The organism is Rhizobium leguminosarum, from assembly GCF_004123835.1.
Classification (GTDB): Bacteria; Pseudomonadota; Alphaproteobacteria; order Rhizobiales; family Rhizobiaceae; genus Rhizobium; species Rhizobium leguminosarum_M.
Genome location: NZ_MZMU01000003.1, coordinates 1423177 through 1445903 on the forward strand (window position 1 = coordinate 1423177; position 22727 = coordinate 1445903).

19 protein-coding genes are annotated in these 22727 nt (G+C 61.8%); 9 read left to right on the top strand and 10 right to left on the bottom strand.

All coding sequences use genetic code 11. From position 1 onward, the window contains the following. Window positions 1-112 precede the first annotated feature (112 nt). Window positions 113-748 carry an outer membrane protein gene (locus tag B5P46_RS10890; protein ID WP_025570209.1) on the top strand — a complete coding sequence of 212 codons (636 nt, stop codon included), beginning with the start codon at window positions 113-115 and terminating at the stop codon, window positions 746-748. A 78-nt stretch (window positions 749-826) separates the two neighbouring features. Here B5P46_RS10890 and B5P46_RS10895 read toward each other — a convergent pair whose 3' ends face one another. Next, entirely contained in the window at window positions 827-1423 is a 597-nt protein-coding gene (locus B5P46_RS10895; RefSeq protein ID WP_129418656.1) for a glutathione S-transferase, read from the bottom strand. Between the two features lie 58 nt (window positions 1424-1481). Beyond that, window positions 1482-2351, bottom strand: coding sequence for a 23S rRNA (adenine(2030)-N(6))-methyltransferase RlmJ (locus B5P46_RS10900; RefSeq protein ID WP_129418657.1), 870 nt, complete (start codon window positions 2349-2351; stop codon window positions 1482-1484). Between the two features lie 16 nt (window positions 2352-2367). Here B5P46_RS10900 and B5P46_RS10905 point away from each other — a divergent pair, with 16 nt between their 5' ends. Both B5P46_RS10905 and B5P46_RS10910 read left to right on the top strand, forming a co-directional pair. Then, window positions 2368-4572, top strand: a complete 2205-nt coding sequence (locus B5P46_RS10905; protein ID WP_129418658.1) for a molybdopterin oxidoreductase family protein — start codon at window positions 2368-2370, stop codon at window positions 4570-4572. Further along, complete coding sequence (locus B5P46_RS10910; RefSeq protein ID WP_129418659.1) at window positions 4569-5159, top strand: NUDIX domain-containing protein; 591 nt, start codon at window positions 4569-4571, stop codon at window positions 5157-5159. The genes B5P46_RS10905 and B5P46_RS10910 overlap by 4 nt, the downstream gene beginning before the upstream one ends. Here the strand turns inward: B5P46_RS10910 and B5P46_RS10915 are convergent. Beyond that, a complete protein-coding gene (locus tag B5P46_RS10915; protein WP_129418660.1) occupies window positions 5156-5560 on the bottom strand; it encodes a type II toxin-antitoxin system VapC family toxin in 405 nt (134 codons plus the stop codon). The genes B5P46_RS10910 and B5P46_RS10915 overlap by 4 nt on opposite strands. Further along, window positions 5560-5799 carry a type II toxin-antitoxin system Phd/YefM family antitoxin gene (locus tag B5P46_RS10920; RefSeq protein ID WP_017959842.1) on the bottom strand — a complete coding sequence of 80 codons (240 nt, stop codon included), beginning with the start codon at window positions 5797-5799 and terminating at the stop codon, window positions 5560-5562. The genes B5P46_RS10915 and B5P46_RS10920 overlap by 1 nt, the downstream gene beginning before the upstream one ends. Window positions 5800-6084: 285 nt before the next feature. Here B5P46_RS10920 and B5P46_RS10925 point away from each other — a divergent pair, with 285 nt between their 5' ends. Further along, window positions 6085-7254 (top strand): alpha-D-ribose 1-methylphosphonate 5-triphosphate diphosphatase, encoded by a 1170-nt coding sequence (locus B5P46_RS10925; protein WP_129418661.1) that lies wholly within the window; start codon window positions 6085-6087, stop codon window positions 7252-7254. On the opposite strand, the gene purN is transcribed toward B5P46_RS10925, so the two are convergent. Together purN and purM are read right to left on the bottom strand one after the other, a co-directional pair. Next, window positions 7251-7922 (bottom strand): phosphoribosylglycinamide formyltransferase, encoded by a 672-nt coding sequence (gene purN / locus B5P46_RS10930; protein WP_129418662.1) that lies wholly within the window; start codon window positions 7920-7922, stop codon window positions 7251-7253. The two genes, B5P46_RS10925 and purN, sit on opposite strands and share 4 nt — an antisense overlap. Then, window positions 7919-8992, bottom strand: coding sequence for a phosphoribosylformylglycinamidine cyclo-ligase (gene purM / locus B5P46_RS10935; RefSeq protein ID WP_129418663.1), 1074 nt, complete (start codon window positions 8990-8992; stop codon window positions 7919-7921). The genes purN and purM overlap by 4 nt, the downstream gene beginning before the upstream one ends. A 243-nt stretch (window positions 8993-9235) precedes the next feature. Between purM and B5P46_RS10940 the strand changes: the two genes are divergently transcribed. The 4 genes from B5P46_RS10940 to ppx all read left to right on the top strand — a co-directional run bounded on the left by B5P46_RS10940 (window position 9236) and on the right by ppx (window position 14867). Then, on the top strand, window positions 9236-10360 hold the full coding sequence (locus B5P46_RS10940; protein ID WP_129418664.1) for an AI-2E family transporter: 1125 nt from the start codon (window positions 9236-9238) through the stop codon (window positions 10358-10360). Beyond that, entirely contained in the window at window positions 10353-11066 is a 714-nt protein-coding gene (gene hdaA, locus B5P46_RS10945; protein ID WP_129418665.1) for a DnaA regulatory inactivator HdaA, read from the top strand. The genes B5P46_RS10940 and hdaA overlap by 8 nt, the downstream gene beginning before the upstream one ends. A gap of 66 nt (window positions 11067-11132) precedes the next feature. Further along, window positions 11133-13337, top strand: a complete 2205-nt coding sequence (locus B5P46_RS10950; protein WP_129418666.1) for an RNA degradosome polyphosphate kinase — start codon at window positions 11133-11135, stop codon at window positions 13335-13337. Window positions 13338-13349: 12 nt separating this feature from the next. Then, complete coding sequence (gene ppx / locus B5P46_RS10955; protein WP_129418667.1) at window positions 13350-14867, top strand: exopolyphosphatase; 1518 nt, start codon at window positions 13350-13352, stop codon at window positions 14865-14867. Window positions 14868-15262: 395 nt separating this feature from the next. On the opposite strand, the gene B5P46_RS10960 is transcribed toward ppx, so the two are convergent. The 4 genes from B5P46_RS10960 to B5P46_RS10975 form a co-directional block, all read right to left on the bottom strand. Further along, window positions 15263-16621 (bottom strand): esterase-like activity of phytase family protein, encoded by a 1359-nt coding sequence (locus tag B5P46_RS10960; protein ID WP_129418668.1) that lies wholly within the window; start codon window positions 16619-16621, stop codon window positions 15263-15265. 95 nt (window positions 16622-16716) lie between these two features. After that, the gene (locus tag B5P46_RS10965) at window positions 16717-17778 is read right to left on the bottom strand and encodes an adenylate/guanylate cyclase domain-containing protein (protein ID WP_129418669.1); all 1062 of its coding nucleotides are present in this window, start codon (window positions 17776-17778) and stop codon (window positions 16717-16719) included. 178 nt (window positions 17779-17956) lie between these two features. Then, the gene (rnd, locus tag B5P46_RS10970; RefSeq protein ID WP_025394006.1) at window positions 17957-19102 is read right to left on the bottom strand and encodes a ribonuclease D; all 1146 of its coding nucleotides are present in this window, start codon (window positions 19100-19102) and stop codon (window positions 17957-17959) included. Between the two features lie 164 nt (window positions 19103-19266). Beyond that, window positions 19267-20658 carry a multicopper oxidase family protein gene (locus tag B5P46_RS10975; RefSeq protein WP_129418670.1) on the bottom strand — a complete coding sequence of 464 codons (1392 nt, stop codon included), beginning with the start codon at window positions 20656-20658 and terminating at the stop codon, window positions 19267-19269. A 254-nt stretch (window positions 20659-20912) separates the two neighbouring features. Here B5P46_RS10975 and aspS point away from each other — a divergent pair, with 254 nt between their 5' ends. Next, window positions 20913-22703 carry an aspartate--tRNA ligase gene (aspS, locus tag B5P46_RS10985; RefSeq protein ID WP_129418671.1) on the top strand — a complete coding sequence of 597 codons (1791 nt, stop codon included), beginning with the start codon at window positions 20913-20915 and terminating at the stop codon, window positions 22701-22703. Window positions 22704-22727 lie beyond the last annotated feature (24 nt).

Here is a 22727-nt window from a genome sequence, read left to right on the forward strand (position 1 = left end):
GCATTTGAGTTCCAATTTCAGTCTCGATCCGGAAGGGACATCTGGCAATATCCCGCCAATGCTTCACTGATAGACAGATGACAAGCGGCGCGGGACTGAAAGGAGACTAAGTATGCGTGTACTCATTGCTGGCCTCATGGCCTCCGTTTTTGCAATTGCGGGCGTCTCGGCAGCTCAGGCGGCCGATGCCGTCGACCAGGTTCCGGAAGCACCGGTCGCCCAGGACGCTCCAGTCAAGCCGGCAGGCAACTGGGAAGGCTTCTACCTCGGCGGCGCCGGCACCTACAACATGGGTGACTTCGGTTCCGACCGTCACACCTACGGTTTCGGCGGCCAGGTCTTCACCGGCTACAACTGGCAGGCCGGCCAGATCGTTTACGGCGTTGAATCCGATCTTGGCTACAGCGGCGACGACGTCTCCTCGGGCGGCGTCAAGAACAAGTATGGCTGGAATGGCTCCGTCCGTGGCCGCGTCGGCTACGACATGAACCCCTTCCTGCTCTACGGCACGGCCGGTCTTGCCATCGGCGACGTCAAGGTTTCCGACGACACTTCGGACGAAAGCAAGACGAACTTCGGCTATACGGTCGGCGCCGGCGTCGAAGCCTTCGTGACCAACAACATCACGACGCGCCTCGAATATCGCTACACCGACTACCAGAGCAAGGACTACGACCTCGACTCCGGCAGCTTCTCGCGCGGTTACGACGAGAACAGCGTCAAGCTCGGTATCGGCGTCAAGTTCTAAGCTGGTCGAATATCCGAACATGGAAAAGCCGGGCACCTTGCCCGGCTTTTTTGCTGTCTGCCCGTTGTTTCCGGGAGCTCAACCCTCAGACTTGAGCTCGCTGTGGGCAGGGAATTTCTTGTCGAACTGCCGCTGCCAGTCGATCAGCGGCGCATGATCGGCTTCCCACTGGTCCTGGAAGCGCAGCTCGAGATAATCGAGCGTTGCGGCCAGCGCGAAATGTCCGCCATTGAGCTTCTTGCCTGTTTTCGGCGGATTGGCGCTGAGATGCGCGAGCCCGCTCGTCGCCTTCTTCCATTGCCGGTCGATCCACGGCTGGTGAACCTTTTCCTCGTCGCGGAAGCGCCGCTCATAGACGATCGCCAGCAGGCAATCGCAGATGCCGTCGCAGAGCGCCTCGAGGATTTCCGCATCCGTACGCTTGCCCTTCTTGGAAGGGTAGAGCCCGCCCTTCGTTAACCGGTCGAAATAATGCATGATCGCCACGCTGTCGTATATCGAGACCTCGTCATCGGTCAGAAGCGTCGGGATCTTGCCGAGCGGATTGTTGTCCACCAGGATCGCCGGTCCGGTATTGGTGTCGACCCGGATGGCGTTCAACTCCAGGCCCAGAAAATGCGCGGCCATCCGCACCTTGTTGGAATAGGGCGAGGCGGGCGAACAAAGGAGCTTCATGGGACACCTGATGAGATATTGGACTGCGCGCGGACTATTCCTGAAGGCGCTTAGCTGGTCAATCGTCCTTGACCGCCTTGTTCTCGCCGCGCAGCCAGAAGGCACGGTGCGAGGCGAAACGGTCTTGCGCCAGATGGTCCTTCAATGCGGGTAGCAATTGGTGCAACTCGTCCTTCAGCGTGAACGGCGGGTTGACGATGACGAGGCCTGAGCCCGTCAGTCCCGTAATGCCGCGGTCGCTGCGAACGGCAAGTTCGGCGCAGAGCATCTTCGGGATGTCGAGCGCCTGCAGGGTCTCGTGGAATTCCTTGATCGGCGCGCCCTTCTTCAGCGGATACCACAGGCAATAGGTGCCACCGGGAAAGCGCCGATAGGCCTTTTCCAGCCCCTCGGCCAGGCGCTGATATTCGTCCTCTTCCTCGAAGGGCGGATCGACCAGCACGATGCCGCGCTTCTCCTTCGGCGGCAGATGCGCGCCGAGCGCCAGCCAGCCGTCAAGCTCGGTGATGCGGGCGTGGTGATCGCCCTCGAAAAGCCGGTGCAGCCTGACGTAGTCCTCGGGATGCAGTTCCATCGCCGACAGCCTGTCCTGCGGCCGGAACAGCATGCGCGCTAGTTTCGGCGAGCCGGGATAGAAACGGATGCCGCCCTCAGGGTTGAGTTCGCGGATTGCCGAGAGGTAGGGCTCCAGCAGTTCGGAAACCTGAGGGCCGAGGTCTGCCTCCATCAGCTTGCCGATGCCATCGAGCCATTCGCCGGTTTTCTGCGCTTCTTCTAAGGAGAGGTCATAGAGGCCGATGCCGGCATGCGTGTCGAGCACGCGGAACCCGCCGTCTTTTTTCTGCATGTAACGGATCAGCCGCGTCAGCACGACATGTTTCAGCACATCGGCAAAGTTGCCCGCGTGATAGATGTGGCGATAGTTCATTTTCGCTGATGTCCGTATGAATTCGCGTCATGGGAAATTTTTGTGGCTTTTGGCCGTGCAAGCCTTGGAATATACAAATGCCATGAACATTGCGACCCCCATCCACGCCAAATCAGAAAAGCCGGACAACAGGGTAGGCCACACGGCCTGTCCGCATGACTGTCCCTCTACCTGCGCGCTGGAGGTCGATATATCGGAGGATGGCCGCATCGGCCGTGTGCGCGGCGCGGGCGACCATTCCTACACATCGGGCGTCATCTGCGCCAAAGTCGCCCGTTATGCCGAGCGGCTCTACCATCCCGACCGCCTGATGCATCCGTTGCGCCGCACCGGCGCCAAGGGGGCAGGGCAGTGGCAGCAGATTTCCTGGGACGATGCGCTGGATGAGATCGCCGAAGCCTTTGTGAAGGCCGAGGCAAGGGCCGGCAGCGAGACGATCTGGCCCTATTTTTACGCCGGCACCATGGGCTGGGTGCAGCGCGATTCCATCGATCGCCTGCGTCATGCCAAGCGTTACTCCGGCTTCTTCTCCTCGATCTGCACCAACCCCGCCTGGACCGGCTTCACCATGGCGACCGGCACGTTGCGCGGTCCCGATCCGCGCGAGATGGGCCGCACCGATTGCGTCGTCATCTGGGGCACCAACGCGGTGTCGACCCAGGTCAACGTGATGACCCACGCCATCAAGTCGCGCAAGGAGCGCGGCGCCAAGATCGTCGTCATCGACATCTACGACAACCCGACGATGAAGCAGGCCGATATGGCGTTGATCGTCAGGCCCGGTACCGATGCAGCGCTCGCCTGTGCCGTGATGCACATCGCCTTCCGCGACGGCTATGCCGACCGTGAATACATGGCGAAGTTCGCCGACGATCCCTCCGGTCTCGAAGCGCATTTGAAGACGAAGACGCCGCAATGGGCGGCAGATATCACCGGCCTTTCGGTCGAGGAAATCGAAGCCTTCGCCCGCCTTGTCGGCACGACGAAGAAGACCTTCTTCCGCCTGGGCTATGGCTTCACCCGCCAGCGCAACGGCGCCGTCGCCATGCATGCGGCCGCCTCGATCGCCACCGTTCTCGGCTCCTGGCAATATGAGGGCGGCGGCGCCTTCCATTCGAACAGCGACATCTTCCGCATGAACAGCGCCGAACTGACCGGCCGGTCGATGAAGGATGCCGATATCCGCATGCTCGATCAGTCGCAGATCGGCCGCGTGCTGACCGGCGATGCCGTGGCGCTACGCCACCGCGGCCCGGTCACAGCAATGCTGATCCAGAACACCAATCCCGCCAACATCGCCCCCGAGCAGCGCCTCGTCAGACGCGGCTTTGCCCGCAACGACCTCTTCGTCGCCGTGCATGAGCAGTTCATGACCGAAACGGCCGAGATCGCCGATATCGTCATCCCGGCGACGATGTTCGTCGAGCACGACGACATCTACCGCGCCGGCGGCCAGAACCATATCCTGCTGGGGCCGAAGCTGGTCGAGCCGCCGCCAACCGTGCGCACCAATCTCTTCGTCATCGAGGAACTGGCCAGACGCCTCGGCGTCGCCGATCGCCCCGGCTTCGGCTTCACCGCCCGGGAGATGGTCGACCGCATCCTCGAATCGAGCGGCCTGCCGGATTACGACCATTTCCTCGAACACAAATGGTTCGATCGCCAGCCTGCTTTCGAGGAAGCGCATTACCTGAACGGCTTTGCCCATCCGGATGGCAAGTTCCATTTCCGCCCCGATTGGATCAATCAGCCGGCGCCGAACAAGCCACCGGCGGCGATCGGCGCGCTTGGTCCGCACGCCGCGCTACCGGCCTTCCCCGATCAGGTCGATGTCATCGAAGTCGCCGATATCGAGCATCCCTTCCGCCTCGCCACGTCGCCGGCGCGCAACTTCCTGAATTCGAGCTTCTCCGAGACCAAGACCTCACGCCAGAAAGAAGGCCGCCCCGAGGTGATGATCAACCCGGCCGACGCCGAAGCCAACGGCATCGCCCACGGCGATCTTGTCCGCATCGGCAACAGCCGCGGCGATCTGCGCATCCACGCCCGCATCACCACCGAAGTGAAATCAGGCGTGCTGATTGCCGAGGGGCTTTGGCCGAACAAGGCGCATGTCGACGGCGAGGGCATCAACGTCTTGACCGGCGCCGACCCGGTCGCGCCCTATGGCGGGGCGGCCGTGCACGACAATAAGGTCTGGCTTCGCAGGGACGCAGCATGATGCAGCCGAAATCACGCGTGAAGATCGCCGGCGAGGAAACCCTGTCGAACGGGTGGACGCGGCTGAGCAGCTACCTTCTCGACTATATCGACCGCAAGGGCGCAACCCAGCGGTTGAAGCGGGAAGTCTATCACCGCACGCCGGCCGCCTGCATCCTGCTTTATGATCCGAAGCGCGACCTCGTCGTTCTCGTCCGCCAGTTCCGCCTCGCCGTTCATCTCAACGGCGATCCCGCCTGGATGATCGAGGTGCCGGCCGGCCTTCTCGACGACGACCATCCGGAAGCAGCGATCCGTCGCGAGGCGATGGAGGAGACCGGCTATCGCCTGCGCGATGCGCGCTTCCTGTTCAAATCCTATACTTCGCCGGGTGCCGTCACCGAAGTCGTGCATTTCTTCGCAACCCTCATCGACACCGCCGATCGCGTGGCCGAAGGCGGCGGCCTGGACGAGGAGCACGAGGATATCGAAGTCCTCGAGATCCCGCTCGACGAGGCGGCGGCGATGATCGAAACCGGCGAAATCTTCGACGCCAAGACGATCATGCTTCTGCAATGGGCGCTGTTGAACAGGGGGAAGCTTTCCTAACCCCGAGCGAAGGCGAGATTTTCCGCTGACGCGGCACGTTCCAGTCTGGCGTCCAGCGTCGCAAGCGATACGTTCTCTGCGACCGCAAGCGCCAGATAAGCGGCGTCATAGGCCGATAGCTGATATTTTCCGGCAAGTCGCAAGATCGGAAGATGGTCTTCGCTTGAGACAGTGCGCAGCGGCAGGCTGGTGAGTCGCATGAGGCAAGCGAGCACATCCTCGTTGGAGATGCGTTTCCGCCGTTCCGCGGTCAACAGGATGTTGCGTATCTCATGCCAGAAAAGATCGGGCACCAAGGCATCTTCCGTTTCGAGAAAAGACAGGGCTTCTTCGGCAGTCCGGCTTTCCTCATCGGCAAGCAACCAAGCCGCCGCAACCGAAGCATCAACCACGAACGGCATCAGCGCTGGCCTTCGCGCCGCCAGGCTTGAATTTCAGCCGCGGTCGCTCCGGCGCGTTCTGCCCGTTCGCTGCGGAGTGCACGGATGGCGTCGAGCCTCTGGCGACGGTCATCGATCTTGATCATGCGGGCTACCGCGTTGTTGCCGCGTGATATCACCACATCTTCGCCTGCTTCCACCTTTGTCAGAAGCTCCGAGAGATGCGTTTTTGCCTCTGCCACTTTCACTTTGATCGTCATAGCCACCGTCCACTTTGTCTCTAGCGCATCGGCCCGAAAATCGGAATCGATTTTCGGAAAGCACGATGCGTAGATTCAAAAAGTTAGAGCGTCCTTTGTGCGTCCGAAAGGACGCACGGCGCTCTCTAATGTAATGTCGCGCCAAAACTTGGTCAACTGATTGGTCATGTATGGCAAAGCAGGAACGGAAAGAGTAAGAAGTTTGGAAGTTCTTCATGCAGTTGTCACGAAGCAGTTCTATGCGCTGCAGTTTACCAATCATCGGATGTGGTCAGGAGAAAGCCCATGTGGCTCAGCAATTTCACCCTCGTTCTCCCAAACGAGGTGGTGAGTGAAGGTTCCGTGCGTGTTGAGGGTGGCGTCATCGCCGAGATCAGGCCGGAGCCGGTCGCCGGTGCTGCCATCGATGGTGGCGGGCGGCTGCTGATGCCCGGATTCGTCGATCTCCACGGCGACATGATCGAGCGCGAGATCGCCCCGCGGCCGAACGCGACGATGCCGATCGATTTCGGCATCCACGAACTCGACAAGAAGCTAGCCGCTGCCGGTGTCACCACGGCGTTTGCCGCCGTCTCCTTTGCGACCGAAAGCGTCTACGGCCACGTCCGCTCGCTGGAGACGACATCGGCGGTGATCGAAGGCATTAACCGCCTGCGTGACGATCTGCTGGTCGACCACCGTGTCCACGCCCGCTACGAAATCACCAATGTCGGTGCAGCCGCGGCACTCGAGCGCCTGCTGAATGCCGATCAGATCGACATGGTTTCGCTCACCGACCACACGCCGGGCCAGGGCCAGTACAACAACCTGCAGAGCTACATCCTCAGCATTTCCGAGCGCCGTGCCGTCTCCGAGGAAATGGCGGCGGAGATCGTTGCCAAGCGCATCGCCATGCGCAACAATCCCGACATCGAAGCCAAGCTGAAAGAAATTGTCGCGCTGTCGCTGAAGCACAAGCTGTCGCTCGCTTCGCATGACGATGACAGCGTCGAAAAGGTCGCCGAAATGCACGATCTCGGCGTCACCATCAGCGAGTTTCCAGTCACCGCACCCGCCGCAGAAGAGGCGCGTCGCCGCGGCCTCTGGACGCTGATGGGAGCCCCCAACGCCCTGCGCGGTCAGTCGATGTCAGGCAATCTCAGCGCGCTCGATGCTGCAAGGGCAGGCCTGCTGAGCGTCATCGCCGCCGACTATCATCCGGCTGCCTTCGTGCCCGGCATCTTCAAGCTTGCCGATATGGTGGAAGGCGGCTTGCCAGCCGCCGTTGCCATGGCGACCGGCAACGCGGCCCGTTCCGCCGGCCTCCTGGATCGTGGCGAGATCGCTATCGGCCAGCGCGCCGATCTGGTCGTGGTCGAGCCGGGCGATGTCCACCGCATCCGCGCCACCTTCCGCGCCGGCCGCTTCGTCTACAGCGACGGCACGCTGCATCCGTTGCGGGCGCTGGCGGCCTAAGCGCGGTCGCCGATCAGCGAAATCAGTTGGGCCTTGGGCGCAACGGTCGAAGCTTCGGCGCCGACGGCCCTGCCGCCTTCCATCGTCACTCGGCCTTCGGCAAAGAGCCGCAGTGCCTGCGGATAGATCTGGTGTTCGACGGTGAGCACACGTGCGGCAAGGCTTTCGGCCGTGTCGCCGGAAAGAACCGGGACGGCGGCCTGGCCGATCACCGGCCCCTCATCCATGCCTTCGGTGACGAAATGCACCGTGCAGCCGGCGATCCGCATGCCGGCGTCGATCGCACGCTGATGCGTATGCAGGCCGGGAAACAGCGGAAGCAGGGAAGGGTGGATGTTGAGCATCCGGCCTTCGTAACGCTGGATGAAGGTCGGTGTCAGCAGCCGCATATAGCCTGCCAGACAGAGAATGTCGGGTTTAAGCTCGTCGAGCGCCGAAAAGATCGCCGCTTCATGCGCATCCTTGCTGGCGTAGTCCTTGCGGGGAAAAGCGAAGGTGGCGATGCCTTCGGCTGCGGCCTTGGCAAGCCCGCCGGCATCCATCTTGTCGGAGATCACCCCGACGATCTCGGCCGGGTAGTCGGCTGCCTTTGCCGCCGCAACCAGCGCCATCATGTTGGAGCCGCTGCCTGATATGAAGACGACGGCGCGTTTGCGCGGCGAGCTCATATGGCAAGCGTGCCCTTGTAGACCGTGCCGGCCGCGCCCCCGTCGCGGGCGATCATGCGGCCGAGCGTGATAACCGTCTCGCCCTCGGCTTCGAGTGCCGCGGAAACCGCCGCGACATTCTCGCCGGCGACGACGACGATCATACCGATGCCGCAGTTGAAGGTGCGCAGCATTTCCTTGGCTTCGACGCCGCCCGTCTTGGCGAGCCACGAGAAGACCGGTGGCACCTTGACGGCGGCAAGATCGATCTCGGCCGCCAGATGCTTCGGCAGCACGCGCGGAATATTTTCCGGGAAGCCGCCGCCGGTGATGTGCGCCAGCGCCTTGATGGCGCCGGTCTCGCGGATCGCCTTCAGAAGCGGCTTCACATAGATGCGCGTCGGCTCGAGCAGGGCTTCGCCGAGCTTCTTGTCTTCGGCGAACGGCGCCGGCGCATCCCAGCCGAGGCCGGAGAGCGAAACGATCTTGCGCACCAGCGAGAATCCGTTGGAATGGACGCCGGAGGAGGCGAGGCCGAGGATCACGTCACCCTCGGCAATATCGCCGGAGGGCAGCAGCTTACCGCGTTCGGCAGCACCGACGGCAAAGCCGGCGAGATCGTAATCGCCGGAAGAATACATGCCGGGCATTTCGGCCGTCTCGCCGCCGATCAGCGCGCAGCCGGCCTCGCGGCAGCCGGCGGCAATGCCGCCGACGATGGCCGCGCCCTGGTCGGGGTCGAGCTTGCCGGTCGCGAAATAATCGAGGAAGAACAGCGGCTCGGCGCCCTGCACCACGAGATCGTTGACGCACATGGCGACGAGGTCGATGCCGACCGTGTCGTGATAGTCGGCATCGATCGCGATCTTCAGCTTGGTGCCGACGCCGTCATTGGCGGCGACGAGAACAGGATCGGTAAAGCCTGCCGCCTTGAGATCGAAAAGCCCGCCGAAGCCGCCGATCTCGCCATCGGCGCCGGGACGGCGGGTCGAGCGCACCGCCGGCTTGATCTTCTCGACGAGGAGGTTGCCGGCATCGATGTCGACGCCCGCATCGCTATATGTCAGGCCGTTTTTCCCAGACTGGCTCATGCTGGTCTCCGATGGCTATTTCAGGCGGCAAACGTGCCGCGTCATCTGCCGGTCGCAATTGCATGACAGGGGCTTTTATGCAAGCGTTGCATGGCGAAAGCCCCCAATTTCCCGCGTCTTCTTCCGACCTTTCCGGGATTTGGCGCGACAGGGTTGACCATCTTTGCGCCTGCATCCTATGTGCTGAATGGCCGCTTCGGATCGGATGCGGTCAGGCGGCGGCGAGCGATCAGCGGGGAAGCAATGCCACAGCAAGTCAGCGGCAACAGTCTCAAGCGTCAGATTTTCTTCTGGCTGGCGGTGCTCGTCTTCTTTATCGTCTTTTTGTATATCTTCAGTTCGATCCTGCTGCCCTTCGTGGCCGGCATGGCGATCGCCTATTTCCTCGATCCTGTGGCAGACAGGCTACAGCGGCTGGGCCTGAGCCGCATGATGGCGACGATCGTCATCCTGATTGCCTTCATCATCATCTTCACACTGGCGCTGATGATCCTCATTCCCGTGCTCGTCAGCCAGTTCAACGATTTCGCCGAGCGGCTGCCCGGTTATATCAGCCAGTTGCAGCAGTTCATCGACAATTCGAAGAACTCGCTGCTGCCGGAATGGATCAGGAGCCAGGCCGGCACGATCAAGGACAATTTCTCCGGCATCCTCTCCGAAGGTATGGGCTTCCTGACCGGGCTCTTCGCGCAGATCTGGAATTCCGGCAAGGCGATCGTCGACGTCATATCGCTGCTCGTGGTAACCCCCGTCGTCGCCTTCTATATCCTGCTCGATTGGGATCGCATGGTCTCCAAAGTCGATCAGTGGATCCCGCGCGATTATGTCAGCGATGTCCGCCAGATCGCCAGGGAAATCGACCAGGCGATCGCCGGTTTCATCCGCGGCCAGGGCTCGCTCTGCCTGATCCTCGGCATCTATTATGCCGCCGGCCTCTCTCTCGTCGGCCTGAATTTCGGCCTGCTGATCGGCCTCTTCGCCGGCATGATCAGCTTCATCCCCTATGTCGGCTCGCTGGTCGGTCTGGTTTTGTCCGTCGGCGTGGCGCTCGTGCAGTTCTGGCCGGATTATCCCTGGATCGGCCTGGTGCTCGTCGTCTTCTTCAGCGGCCAGTTCCTGGAAGGCAATATCCTGCAGCCGAAGCTCGTCGGCTCCAGCGTCGGCCTGCATCCGGTCTGGCTGATGTTTGCGCTCTTTGCCTTCGGCGCGCTCTTCGGTTTCGTCGGGCTTCTGGTCGCCGTGCCGGCGGCGGCGGCCGTCGGCGTCCTTGTCCGTTTCGCGCTTTCACGCTACCTTCAGAGCGATCTTTATTTTGGCGGGGCGCCGAGCGCCCGCGCCCGGAAGATGAAATCAGTTCCCAATGAATGACGTGAAGAACGCTGATCCGAAGCGCAAGGCCGGAGAGCAGCTGCCGCTGGTCTTTTCGCATGATGCCGCAAGCGGCCGCGACGACCTCCTGATCTCGGAGCGTCTTGCCGCCGCCGTTTCGATCGTCGATGCCTGGCCGGCATGGCCATCGCCGGTCGTCGTGCTCGCCGGCCCCGTCGGCTCGGGAAAATCGCATCTCGCCCGCATCTGGCGGGAATTGAGCGGCGCCGTCCACATCCATCCCGAGCTTGGCTCGGATGCCGCGGTTGCCGCCGCCGCCGGCCCGGTGCTGTTCGAGGACGCCGACCGCCTCGGCTTCGATGACAAGGCGCTGTTCCACGTCATCAACAGCGTGCGCGAAAACGGCACCAGCCTGTTGATCACCAGCCGTCTCTGGCCGATGTCGTGGCCGGTTTTGCTGCCCGATCTGCGCTCGCGCCTGAAAGCGGCAACCGTCGTCGAGATCGGCGAACCCGATGAGGCGCTGTTGTCGCAGGTGATCGTCAAGCTCTTCGCCGACCGGCAGCTTTATATAGATGACAAACTCGTGCTCTATATCGTGAACCGGATGGAGCGGTCGCTGAATGCGGCCCAGACGATCGTCGAAAGGCTTGACCGGCTGGCCCTGTCGCGGGGCACGAAAATCACCCGGTCTCTTGCTGCCGAAGTATTGAATGAATTGGGAAATTCGGAACCGGCCGATTGACTGTCACAGTTCCGTCGTGAAACTGATATAATTGCCTTCGGCGATTGAAAACGGGGTAAGCGGACCATGGATAGTGCAGTCGCAGAACATCAGGAACTCACTCCGGGAACCAACGACAACACCCCCTCGCTGGAACAGCTGCTCACCAGCCCCGAGCGCTTCATCAACCGTGAATTCTCCTGGTTGCAGTTCAACCGCCGTGTCCTGGAAGAGACGCTGAATACCGAGCACCCGTTGCTCGAGCGCGTCCGCTTCCTGTCGATCTCGGCCGCCAACCTCGACGAATTCTTCATGGTGCGCGTCGCCGGCCTCGAGGGCCAGGTACGCCAGAATATCGCCGTGCGCAGCCCCGACGGCAAGACGCCGGCCGAGCAGCTCGATTCGATCCTGCAGGAGATCGACCATCTGCAGATGGAGCAGCAGGCCTCGCTCGCCGTGCTGCAACAATATCTCGCCAAGGAAGACATCCTGATCGTGCGCCCCGGCGCCTTGAGCGATGGCGACCGCCAGTGGCTGGCCGCCGAATTCGAACAGGCGATCTTCCCGGTGCTGACGCCGCTGTCGATCGATCCGGCCCATCCGTTCCCCTTCATTCCGAATCTCGGCTTCTCGATCGGTCTGCAGCTCGTCAGCAAGAACGGCCGCGAGCCGATGACGGCGCTGCTGCGCCTGCCGGTGGCGCTCGACCGCTTCGTCCGCCTGCCGGATGATGGAAACACGATCCGCTACATCACGTTGGAAGATGTCGCCAATATCTTCATCCATCGGCTCTACCCGGGTTACGAGGTGCAGGGTTCCGGTACGTTCCGCGTCATTCGCGACAGCGATATCGAAGTCGAGGAAGAGGCCGAGGATCTCGTCCGCTTCTTCGAAACGGCGCTGAAACGCCGCCGCCGCGGCAAGGTCATCCGCATCGAGACCGATTCGGAAATGCCGGCCTCGCTGCGTCAGTTCGTCGTTCAGGCGCTCAATATCCCTGATAATCGCGTCGCCGTTTTGCCGGGCCTTCTGGCGTTGAACACCTTGTCCGAGATCACCAAGGCGCCGCGCGAGGATCTCAGATTTCCTTCCTACAATGCGCGATTTCCCGAGCGCGTCCGTGAGCATGCCGGCGATTGCTTCGCCGCCATCCGCGAAAAGGACATGGTCGTCCATCACCCCTACGAATCTTTCGACGTGGTGGTCCAGTTTCTTCTCCAGGCTGCGCGCGATCCTGACGTCCTGGCGATAAAGCAGACGCTTTACCGCACCTCCAACGACAGCCCGATCGTCCGCGCCCTGATCGACGCCGCCGAAGCCGGCAAGTCGGTGACGGCGCTGGTCGAGCTCAAGGCCCGCTTCGACGAGGAGGCGAACATCCGCTGGGCGCGTGACCTCGAGCGCGCCGGCGTGCAGGTCGTCTTCGGCTTCATCGAGCTCAAGACGCACGCCAAGATGTCGATGGTCGTCCGCCGCGAGGAAGGCAAGCTGCGCACCTATTGCCATCTCGGCACCGGCAACTATCACCCGATCACCGCGAAGATCTATACCGATCTTTCCTACTTCACCTGCAATCCGGTCATCGCCCACGACATGGCGAACATCTTCAACTTCATCACCGGCTACGGCGAGCCGGAACAGGGCATGCAGCTCGCGATCTCGCCCTATACGATGCGCTCGCGCATCCTGCGTCACATCGAGGAAGAGGTCCAGCATGTAAGGAACGGCGCGCCGGCGGCGATCTGGATGAAGATGAATTCGCTTGTCGATCCCGACATCATCGACGCGCTCTATCGCGCCAGCCATGCCGGCGTCGAGATCGATCTCGTCGTGCGCGGCATCTGCTGCCTGCGTCCGCAGGTGCCCGGCCTTTCGGAAAAGATCCGCGTCAAGTCGATCGTCGGCCGCTTCCTCGAACACAGCCGCATCTTCTGCTTCGGCAACGGCCACGGCCTGCCGTCCGACAAGGCGCTGGTTTACATCGGCTCGGCCGACATGATGCCGAGAAACCTCGATCGCCGCGTCGAAACCATGGTTCCGTTGACGAATCCGACCGTTCACGAGCAGGTCTTGTCACAGATTATGCTCGGCAACGTGATTGACAATCAACAAAGCTACGAGATATTGCCCGACGGTACGTCGCGACGCATGGAAGTGCGCAGGGGCGAAGAACCGTTCAATGCGCAGCAGTATTTCATGACCAATCCGAGCCTGTCAGGCCGTGGTGAAGCTCTGAAGTCCAGTGCGCCGAAGCTGATCGCCGGCCTGCTCGAAGGCCGCAACAACAAGTAATACTGGACCTAAATGGTTGAATCTGAAGCCCAGGGGCGCCTTCCGGGGATCGCCCCGGTCTCCGTCGTCGATATTGGATCGAATTCCATTCGTCTTGTCGTCTACGAAGGCATGTCCCGTTCGCCGACCGTCCTCTTCAATGAAAAGGTCCTTTGTGGCCTCGGCAAGGGCGTCGCCCTTACCGGCAAGATGGATGAAGACAGCGTCGGCCGGGCTCTGGCGGCGCTGCACCGTTTCAAGGCCCTGTCCGACCAGGCGCGCGCTGCCACTATGTATGTGCTGGCGACGGCGGCCGCACGCGAGGCGAGCAACGGTCCTGATTTCATCCATCAGGCAGAAACCATCCTTAACCGCAAGGTCCGCGTGCTCTCCGGCGAGGAGGAGGCGAAATTCGCCTCGCTCGGCATCATCAGCGGTTTCTACAATCCTGACGGCATTGCCGGCGACCTCGGCGGCGGCTCGCTCGAGCTGATCGATATCAAGGGCAAGGAAGTCGGCAAGGGCATTACGCTGCCGCTTGGCGGCCTGCGCCTGTCGGAATATGCCGGCGGTTCGCTCTCCAAGGCCCAGACCTTTGCCCGCAAGCAGCTGAAAACGGCAAAGCTATTGTCGAAAGGCGAGGGGCGCACCTTCTACGCCGTCGGCGGCACCTGGCGAAACATTGCCAAGCTGCACATGGAAATCACCCATTATCCGCTGCATATGATGCAGGGCTATGAGGTGTCTTTCGAAGCGATGATGCTGTTCCTCGAACAGGTGACTGCGCGCGATTCCAGGGAGCCGGCGCTGCAGGCCGTTTCCAAGCACCGCCGTTCGCTGCTGCCCTTCGGCGCTATCGCCATGAAGGAAGTGCTGAGCGCGATGAAGCCGTCGGTGATTTCCTTCTCGGCGCAGGGCGTGCGCGAGGGGTATCTCTATTCGCTGCTGTCGGAGTCCGAGCGCCGCCTGGATCCGCTGCTTGCCGCCGCCGGCGAACTGGCGATCCTGCGTGCCCGTTCGCCGGAGCATGCCCGCGAGCTGGCGGAGTGGACCGGCCGCATGATGCCCCTTTTCGGCATCCAGGAAACCGGCGAGGAAAGCCGCTACCGTCAGGCCGCCTGTCTGCTGGCCGATATCAGCTGGCGCGCTCATCCCGACTATCGCGGCCTGCAGGCGCTGAACGTCATCGCCCACTCTTCCTTCGTCGGCATCAGTCATCCCGGCCGCGCTTTCATCGCGCTTTCCAACTATTACCGCTTCGAAGGCCTGCATGACGACGGCGCCACCGGCCCGCTGGCGCAGATCGCCACGCCGCAGCTCATCGAGCGCGCCAAGCTGCTCGGCGGCATGCTGCGTGTCGTCTACCTCTTCTCGGCTTCGATGCCCGGCATCGTCAAGAACCTGACCTTCCGCAAATCCTCGAGCCCGGACCTCGACCTCGAATTCGTCGTGCCTCCCGAGTATCGCGACTTCGCCGGCGAACGCCTGGACGGCCGCCTGCAGCAGCTTTCGAAGTTGACGAACAAGCGGTTGGCGTTTCGGTTCGAGTAGCGCAGTCCCGCAGTTCGCCCCGTGATGGGATACTCAGGTCGCTGCTTGTTCCCTCTTCTCCCCAGCGGGGAGAAGGTGGCCCGAAGGGTCGGATGAGGGGGGTCGCACGGCACGCCCCTTTATGCTGCCCTTCGCTTGCGCTCAGTGCATTCGCGGCCTTGCCGCTCACCCCCTCAACCGCCTGCCGGCACCTTCTCCCCGCTGGGGAGAAGAGGTATGTAGCTGCGCCGCATTCCTCTCTCATCTACCAGAAGCCGAGGGAACGGACGAGGCGGCTGCTTGCTCTTTCACCGGTGCTCGTCACGGGAATGGAAGAGGTTGAGGCAATGACTTGCTGCCCCAAACAAAAAGGCGGCACCTGCGCACCGCCCTCTCTATCTCACATCACGCTCGAATTACTTCGCGTTCAAAAACTCGCCGACCTCGAGCAGGCTGAACTCGTTATTGTCGGCCTTGTCAACGGCGCGGCCGGCCGAGAAGGGCAGGTTGTTGTCGTTGCCGATGATGATGTGCGTGGCGTCGACGCGGTCGACGTTTTCGATCGTCACGAACGGCATGTCGTAGACGCCGTCCTTGCTGCCGGCCTTCTTCTTGTTGTCGGGGTCCTGGATGTTCAGGAGGTCGATATAACCGATCTTGCGGACAGACTTGCCGACATTGGCATCGTTGAACTCGATCTTGTAGACGCGCTTCAGCACGGCCGGAGCTTCGAAGCAATCCGGCTTCGGCTGTTTCGGGTCGGCGCAGGCCTTGTCCGTCGTGCCGGCGCCGTTGTCGCGCTCGATGACGAGAGCGGTGGTGTCGTCGAGCATGTTGAAGTCGCCGATCGACACTCCCTTGTCCTCGAACGGATAGAGCCAGCTGCGGCCGGTCCACTTCTTCGAAGCGACATCGAACTCGATGACGCGGATGGCGGTGTGGCCGTCGACCGTTTCCACCGTGCCGTCATCCTTGTAGATGGCGCCTTCGAGCAGGCCGTAGAGCTTGGCGCCGTCCTTCGACATGGCGAGGCCCTCGAAGCCGCCGGAGCGCTTCAGATTGAAGACCGGCATCTTGGCGGCCGGGTTGGCCGGGACCGAGAGAAGCGGATTGTCGGGCGAAAGCACCGGCTTGCCGTCGAGCGTCGTCGGGATGACGTCGGTGAGGCGGCCTGACGTGTCGAACTTCAGAATGTAGGGACCGAATTCGTCGCCGAGCCAGAAACCGTCGGCGACCGGCTGGATCGATTCGATGTCGAAGTCGGCGCCGGTGAGATAACGCGTGTCGGTGCCTTCGAGAACGATCGGGAAGGGAGCGATCTTGTTGGGATCGGAGAGGAAGAGGTTCTTGACGACTTCAGCCTTGTTGCCGGCCCAATCGAACTTCATCTGGTGTAGGAAGAGCATGGAGTCCGACGAGGTGGACTTCGAGCCGAAGCCGTTGTCGGAGAGCGTCCAGAAGGTGCCGTCGGCCATCGTCTTGACGCCGGAGAAGCCTTGGATCGGCTGGCCGTCGAAAGGAAGCTTCAGATCGGTGACGCGGGCGCCATCCTTACCGGGAACGGTGCCGAGCGCTTCGGTGCGCTTGCGGTCCGGCGTTGTAAACTTGCCGGAATGCTTGAGAAATTCGGGGGCATCGGACGGCGCCGGAACCATGGTGTTGGCAGGCAGGATCGCCTGGCCGGCGAGCTTGGCCGGAAACTGCTGCTGGTCGGCGGAAGCGGCGCCTGCGACCAGGATGAAAAGCGATACGGAAGCAAAAAGGACGTTCTTCATAATATCCCCGTGGAACGGATTGCAAAGGCCTTCCGCTTAGCAGGGCTTCCGTGTCAGCGAATTGACGGTTGGGTGAAGCTTTGGTGACGTCCTGCTCAGCCGTGCAGAATGACCGCCGGCGTGTTCAGCACGGTGACCGCGCGCGAGGAAAGCGCCATGACGCCGAGCGCCTGGCCGCGGCCCTTCACGGCATGGGTGCCGAGATCCTCGCAGGATATGTCGTCGGGAAATTTCATGCGGCGGGCAAGCTCGCTGGAGATCAGAACCGATCGGTTCAGACTGCGGCAGAGCGTTTCCAGCCGGGCGGTGGTGTTCACCGTATCGCCGAAATAGCTGATCTTGTGATGGTCGACGCCGATTTCGGCGGTGATGATCTCGCCGCCGTGGAGGGCGGCGCGGAGCTTCGGCACTTGCCCGTAATTCTTTCGCCAGCCGGCGGCATTGGCTTCGATATCGGCGAGGATATCGAAGATGCAGCGCACGCAACGCGCATCCTTGACGCCGCGGGCAAGTGGCCAGGTGATGATCGCAGCATCGCCGACATAGTCGTTGATCATGCCCTTGTGACGCCTGACGGGCTCGGCGAAGGTCGCAAACAGCGAACTCAGCAGCTGTTGCGCCCTGAGGTCGCCGTGCTTTTCGGCAAATGCCGTCGAATCGACGAGGTCGATGAACAGGAAGACGCGCTCTTCCCTGACCGGATTGCGGTAGCGGCTGATGAGCATGCTGAGGAAAACTTCACGACCAAGCAGTTCCCGCACGCGCAAGACGAAGATCAGCATCGTGCAGACCGCAAGCGCATAGAGGAAGACCTCGAACGGCATGATGACGAGGTCGAGGAGCGACACCGGCTTCACCATGCCGAGCCACCAGAGCAGCAGGCCGGCGCAGGCAAAGCCGATGCTCATCAGAATTTCGTAGATCAGCAGCTCGGTGATGATGAAGGCGAAGGTCGGCAGCTTCTGGATGCGCCTGTAAAGTGCTCGAAACAGCACCTTGCGCTCGAAGGCGAGGATCGGCATGCCGATGAAGAGCGCGAAGATCGCCCCGATAACCGGCGTCTGATTGGAGTAGAACATCAGATCATAGATGACGCCGCTGGCCGCAAGGACGATCGTGATCAGGATCCAATTCTGTGTCGGAGATATTTCCCGCATGCCGCCTCTGCGCCGTGATGTTTCTTCCCGCCATTGTTTCAGGCCGGAAAAAACCGTCAAGCGAATTCGAAATTACAGCGCCGCGCGTCTTTTTCAGACGCGCGGCGCTGTAGCACTTTGAATGGGTGCATAATTTTATCCTTAAATCGATGCCGATTTAAGGCGTGATGCAGTCGCCTCAGAGGCTGACGGTTTCGACCTTCCGGTCGACGAAGCGCAGGGCGATCGCGCCCTGGATCAGTTGCAGTGCCGGCTCGCCGAAAAGATCGCGCCGCCAGCCGTGCAGGGCAGCGACTTCGGCCTTCTCGCCCTCGGCGGCGATCTTGTCGAGATCTTCGCTATTGGCGATCACCTTCGGCGCCACGCCATGTTTTTCCGAAATCAGCTTCAGCAGAACCTTCAACAATTCGACGGCAGCAGCGGCCCCTTCGGGCGCCTGCGCCTGGCGTGGCACATGCGGCATATCGGCCTTCGGTAGAGCAAGCGCGGTGTTGACGGCCTCGATGACCGCGGCGCCGGAAGTCGAACGCTCCCAACCCTTCGGAATGGTGCGCAGACGGCCGAGCGCCTCGGTATCCTTGGGCTGCTGCTGGGCGATCTCGTAGATCGCATCATCCTTCAGCACCCGCGAACGCGGCACGTTGCGGGCCCGCGCCTCGCGTTCACGCCAGGCGGCGACATATTTCAGGATCGCCAGCTCCTGCGGCTTGCGCAGGCGCATCTTCAGCCGCTGCCAGGCATCGTCTGGATGCATGTCGTAGGTTTCGCGCGACTCGAGAATGTCCATTTCCTCGGAGAGCCAGGAGGTGCGGCCTTCGCGTTCGAGTTCCGCCTTCAGCGACAGGTAGACGTCGCGCAGGTGGGTGACGTCGGCCAGCGCATAATCCAGCTGTTTGTCCGAGAGCGGCCGGCGGCTCCAGTCGGTGAAGCGCGACGACTTGTCGATATGGACGTTCTTGATGCGGCTGACCAACTGGTCATAGGAGACGCTGTCGCCGAAGCCGCAGACCATTGCGGCGACCTGCGTGTCGAAGATCGGATGCGGAATGAGATTGCCGCGATTGAAGATGATTTCGATGTCCTGACGCGCCGCATGAAAGACCTTCAGCACCTTCGTATCGGCCATCAGCTCGAAGAAGGGGGCGAGATCGATGCCCTTGGCCAGCGGGTCGACGAGAACTTCCGTCGTTGGACTTGCCATCTGGATCAGGCAGAGCTCCGGCCAGAAGGTCGTTTCGCGCAGAAATTCGGTGTCGATGGTGATGAAGTCGGACTTGGCCAGCTCTTTGCAGGCGGCCGCCAAATCGGCGGTGGTTTCGATCATATCAATTCATTCGCAAGGAAAAGGTCGGTTAAACCTTCCTTCTCCTTTCGGTTCGATATGTCAATACAACAGCATACGCTTCGAGCATTGCTGGCTAAGAATCACGTCCAAACTGAGGCACGGCGCGATGCACGGCGGCAATCGCGGTGAAAGTGCAGGAATCCTCAGCTGACCCTGAGATAACTCGTCATCCCCGTCTTCTGGTGCTCGATGATATGGCAATGCAGCAGCCAGTCACCGGGATTGTCGGCGACGAAGGCAAGCTGCACCTTCTCGTCCGGCTGAATGAGATAGGTGTCGGAGATGAGCGGCATCACCTCCCGCGTCGAGGAGGAGATCACCGTGAAGCTCATCCCGTGCAGATGGATCGGATGGGCATGCGGCGTTGTATTCTCCAGATTGAAGACATAGCTCTTGCCGAGCTTCAATTCCGCAAGCGGCGCCGTCGGATCGGGCGTGTCGCCTGGCCACGGCACCTTGTTGATGGCCCAGAAACTGTAGCCGAGCGTGCCGCAGATGCTTTCGACGGCGGCATTCTCGGCGGTGGCGCTCAGTATCAGCGGGATCTGCTCGGCAGCGGTTAGATCGGCCTTCGGGACGGGGTTGTCGACAAGCGGCCCAAGATCGCCGATGGCACGCTTCAACGTTGATCCGACCGCGCGCAGGCTGGCGATCGTCTTCGGCGCCGTGCCGCGGATATCCTCGAGCGTCGCGACCGCGCCTTCACCATCAGGCATGCGCACGGCAAGATCGAGCCGTTGACCCGGTCCGATCTGCAGGAGGTCGAGGGGGAAACGCTTCGGCACCGGATTGCCGTCGATCGCAATGACGATGGCCTCGGCGCCTTCCATCTTCAGCGAGAAGATCCGCGTCACGTCGGTGACGGCAATGCGCAGCCGCACAAGCCCGCCGGCCGGCGCGTCATATCGCGGCTCCTGGTGCCAGTTGGCGGTGCGCACCGTGCCGTAGGTGCCGGTCTTGGCAGCGTCGCGCGGCCGGAAGGGGGCGATGAATTGTCCGTTGCCGCCGAGCCGCCAGTCGCGCAGGTTCAGCACCACCTCGGCATCGAATTGCGGATCGGCCGGATCTTCGACGACGATGACGCCGGTCATGCCGTGCCCCATCTGTGTCAGCGTGTTGCAATGCGGATGATACCAGAAGGTGCCGGCATCGGGCGGCGTGAAGGCATAGTCGAAGCTGTCGCCGGTATAGACGTAGGGCTGCGTCATGAACGGCACGCCGTCCATGCGGTTGTCGATGCGAAGCCCGTGCCAGTGGATCGTCGTCGGCTCGTCGAGCCCGTTTTGCAGCCGCGCCGCATAGGGTCGCCCCTTTGTCATTCTCAGAACCGGCGGCATGCCGTCATGGCCCCAGCTCATGATATCCCTGGTCGGTCCCGCCTCGGTCAGCATGGCCTCGGTCTTCACCGCCGTCAGCAGCTGCGGCTCGGGAGCCGCCTCGGCAAACCCGAATTTACCGGCAATGCCGATGCCGACGCCATAAGCACCCGCCACAGCGGATGCCTTTAGAAGGTTGCGGCGGTTAAGGAGAGGCATGCGGATGCTCCACGGTGAGAATGCCGATCCTTTTAAAGTTGACCGGCATCTTCATCAATACAGGAAGCGCGGCCAAACTGCCGCAGCATACCGGTCGCAGCCTCGCCATAAACGCGTGCCAAACGCTCGTCCGCGTGCGCCAAGCCTTGACAAATCGGAGCGTCCATGCGCTTTTCCGCCCGATTTTCTTGTCGGCGCTTGAGGGTCTTGGAACCCTTGCTGCCGTCTTAAGCCACATGCCAGGATTTGAGATCATGCATCGCTATCGCAGCCACACATGCGCCGCCCTCCGCAAGTCGGATGTCGGCTCGACCGTCCGTATCTCCGGCTGGGTTCACCGCGTTCGCGACCATGGCGGCGTTCTCTTCATCGACCTTCGCGACCATTACGGCATCACCCAGGTCGTTGCCGATCCCGACAGCCCGGCCTTCCAGATGGCGGAAACCGTGCGCGGTGAGTGGGTCATCCGTATCGATGGCCTCGTCAAGGCCCGCACGGAAGACACCGTCAACAAGACCATGGCGACCGGCGAGATCGAGCTCTACGCGCAGGAGATCGAAGTCCTCTCCGCCGCGAAGGAATTGCCGCTGCCGGTCTTCGGCGAGCCGGACTATCCCGAAGACGTCCGCCTGAAGTATCGTTTCCTCGATCTTCGCCGCGAAACGCTGCACAAGAACATCGTCAAGCGCACCCAGGTCATCTCGGCCATGCGCCGCGAAATGGGCAATGTCGGCTTTACCGAATATACGACCCCGATCCTGACGGCCTCCTCGCCGGAGGGCGCGCGCGACTTCCTGGTGCCGAGCCGCATCCATCCCGGCACTTTCTACGCGCTGCCGCAGGCGCCGCAGCAGTACAAGCAACTGCTGATGGTGGCGGGCTTCGACCGCTATTTCCAGATCGCGCCGTGCTTCCGCGATGAAGACCCGCGCGCCGACCGCCTGCCGGGCGAATTCTACCAGCTCGACCTCGAAATGAGCTTCGTCACCCAGGAAGACGTCTGGAACACGATGGGCCCGCTGATGACCTCGATCTTCGAGGAATTCGCCGAAGGCAAGCCGGTCACCAAGGAATGGCCGCGCATCCCCTATGATGAGGCGATCCGCAAATATGGCTCCGACAAGCCCGATCTGCGCAACCCGATCGTCATGCAGGCCGTGACCGAGCATTTTGCCGGCTCCGGCTTCAAGGTTTTCGCCGGCATGATCGCCTCCAACCCGAAGGTCGAGATCTGGGCTATTCCGGCCAAGACCGGCGGTTCCAGAGCGTTCTGCGATCGCATGAATGCCTGGGCGCAGTCGACCGGGCAGCCCGGCCTCGGCTACATCTTCTGGCGCAAGGAAGGTGACAAGCTCGAGGGCGCCGGCCCGCTTGCAAAGAACATCGGCGAGGAGCGCACCGACGCGATCCGTACCCAGCTCGGCCTCGATGACGGTGACGCCTGCTTCTTCGTTGCCGGCGATCCGGCGAAGTTCTACAAGTTTGCCGGTGAAGCCCGCACCAAGGCCGGCGAAGAGCTGAACCTTGTCGATCGCGACCGTTTCGAACTCTGCTGGATCGTCGACTTCCCGTTCTTCGAATGGAGCGAGGAAGAAAAGAAGGTCGATTTCGCGCACAACCCGTTCTCCATGCCGCAGGGCGGCCTCGACGCGCTTCAGAACCAGGATCCGCTGACCATCAAGGCGTTCCAGTATGACGCCGTCTGCAACGGCTTCGAAATTGCCTCGGGCTCGATCCGTAACCAGTCGCCGGAAACCATGGTCGCCGCCTTCGAGAAGGTCGGCCTTAGCCAGCAGGACGTCGAGGATCGTTTCGGCGGCCTCTACCGTGCTTTCCAGTACGGCGCCCCGCCGCATGGTGGCGCCGCCTTCGGTATCGACCGTATCGTCATGCTGCTCGTCGGCGCGAAGAACCTGCGCGAAATCTCGCTGTTCCCGATGAACCAGCAGGCCCAGGACCTGCTGATGGGCGCGCCGAGCCCGGCAGCGCCGACGCAGCTGCGCGAGCTCTCGATCCGGCCGATCCCGCCGGTCAAGAAAGACTGAGATCATCTGATCCAAAATGCAAAA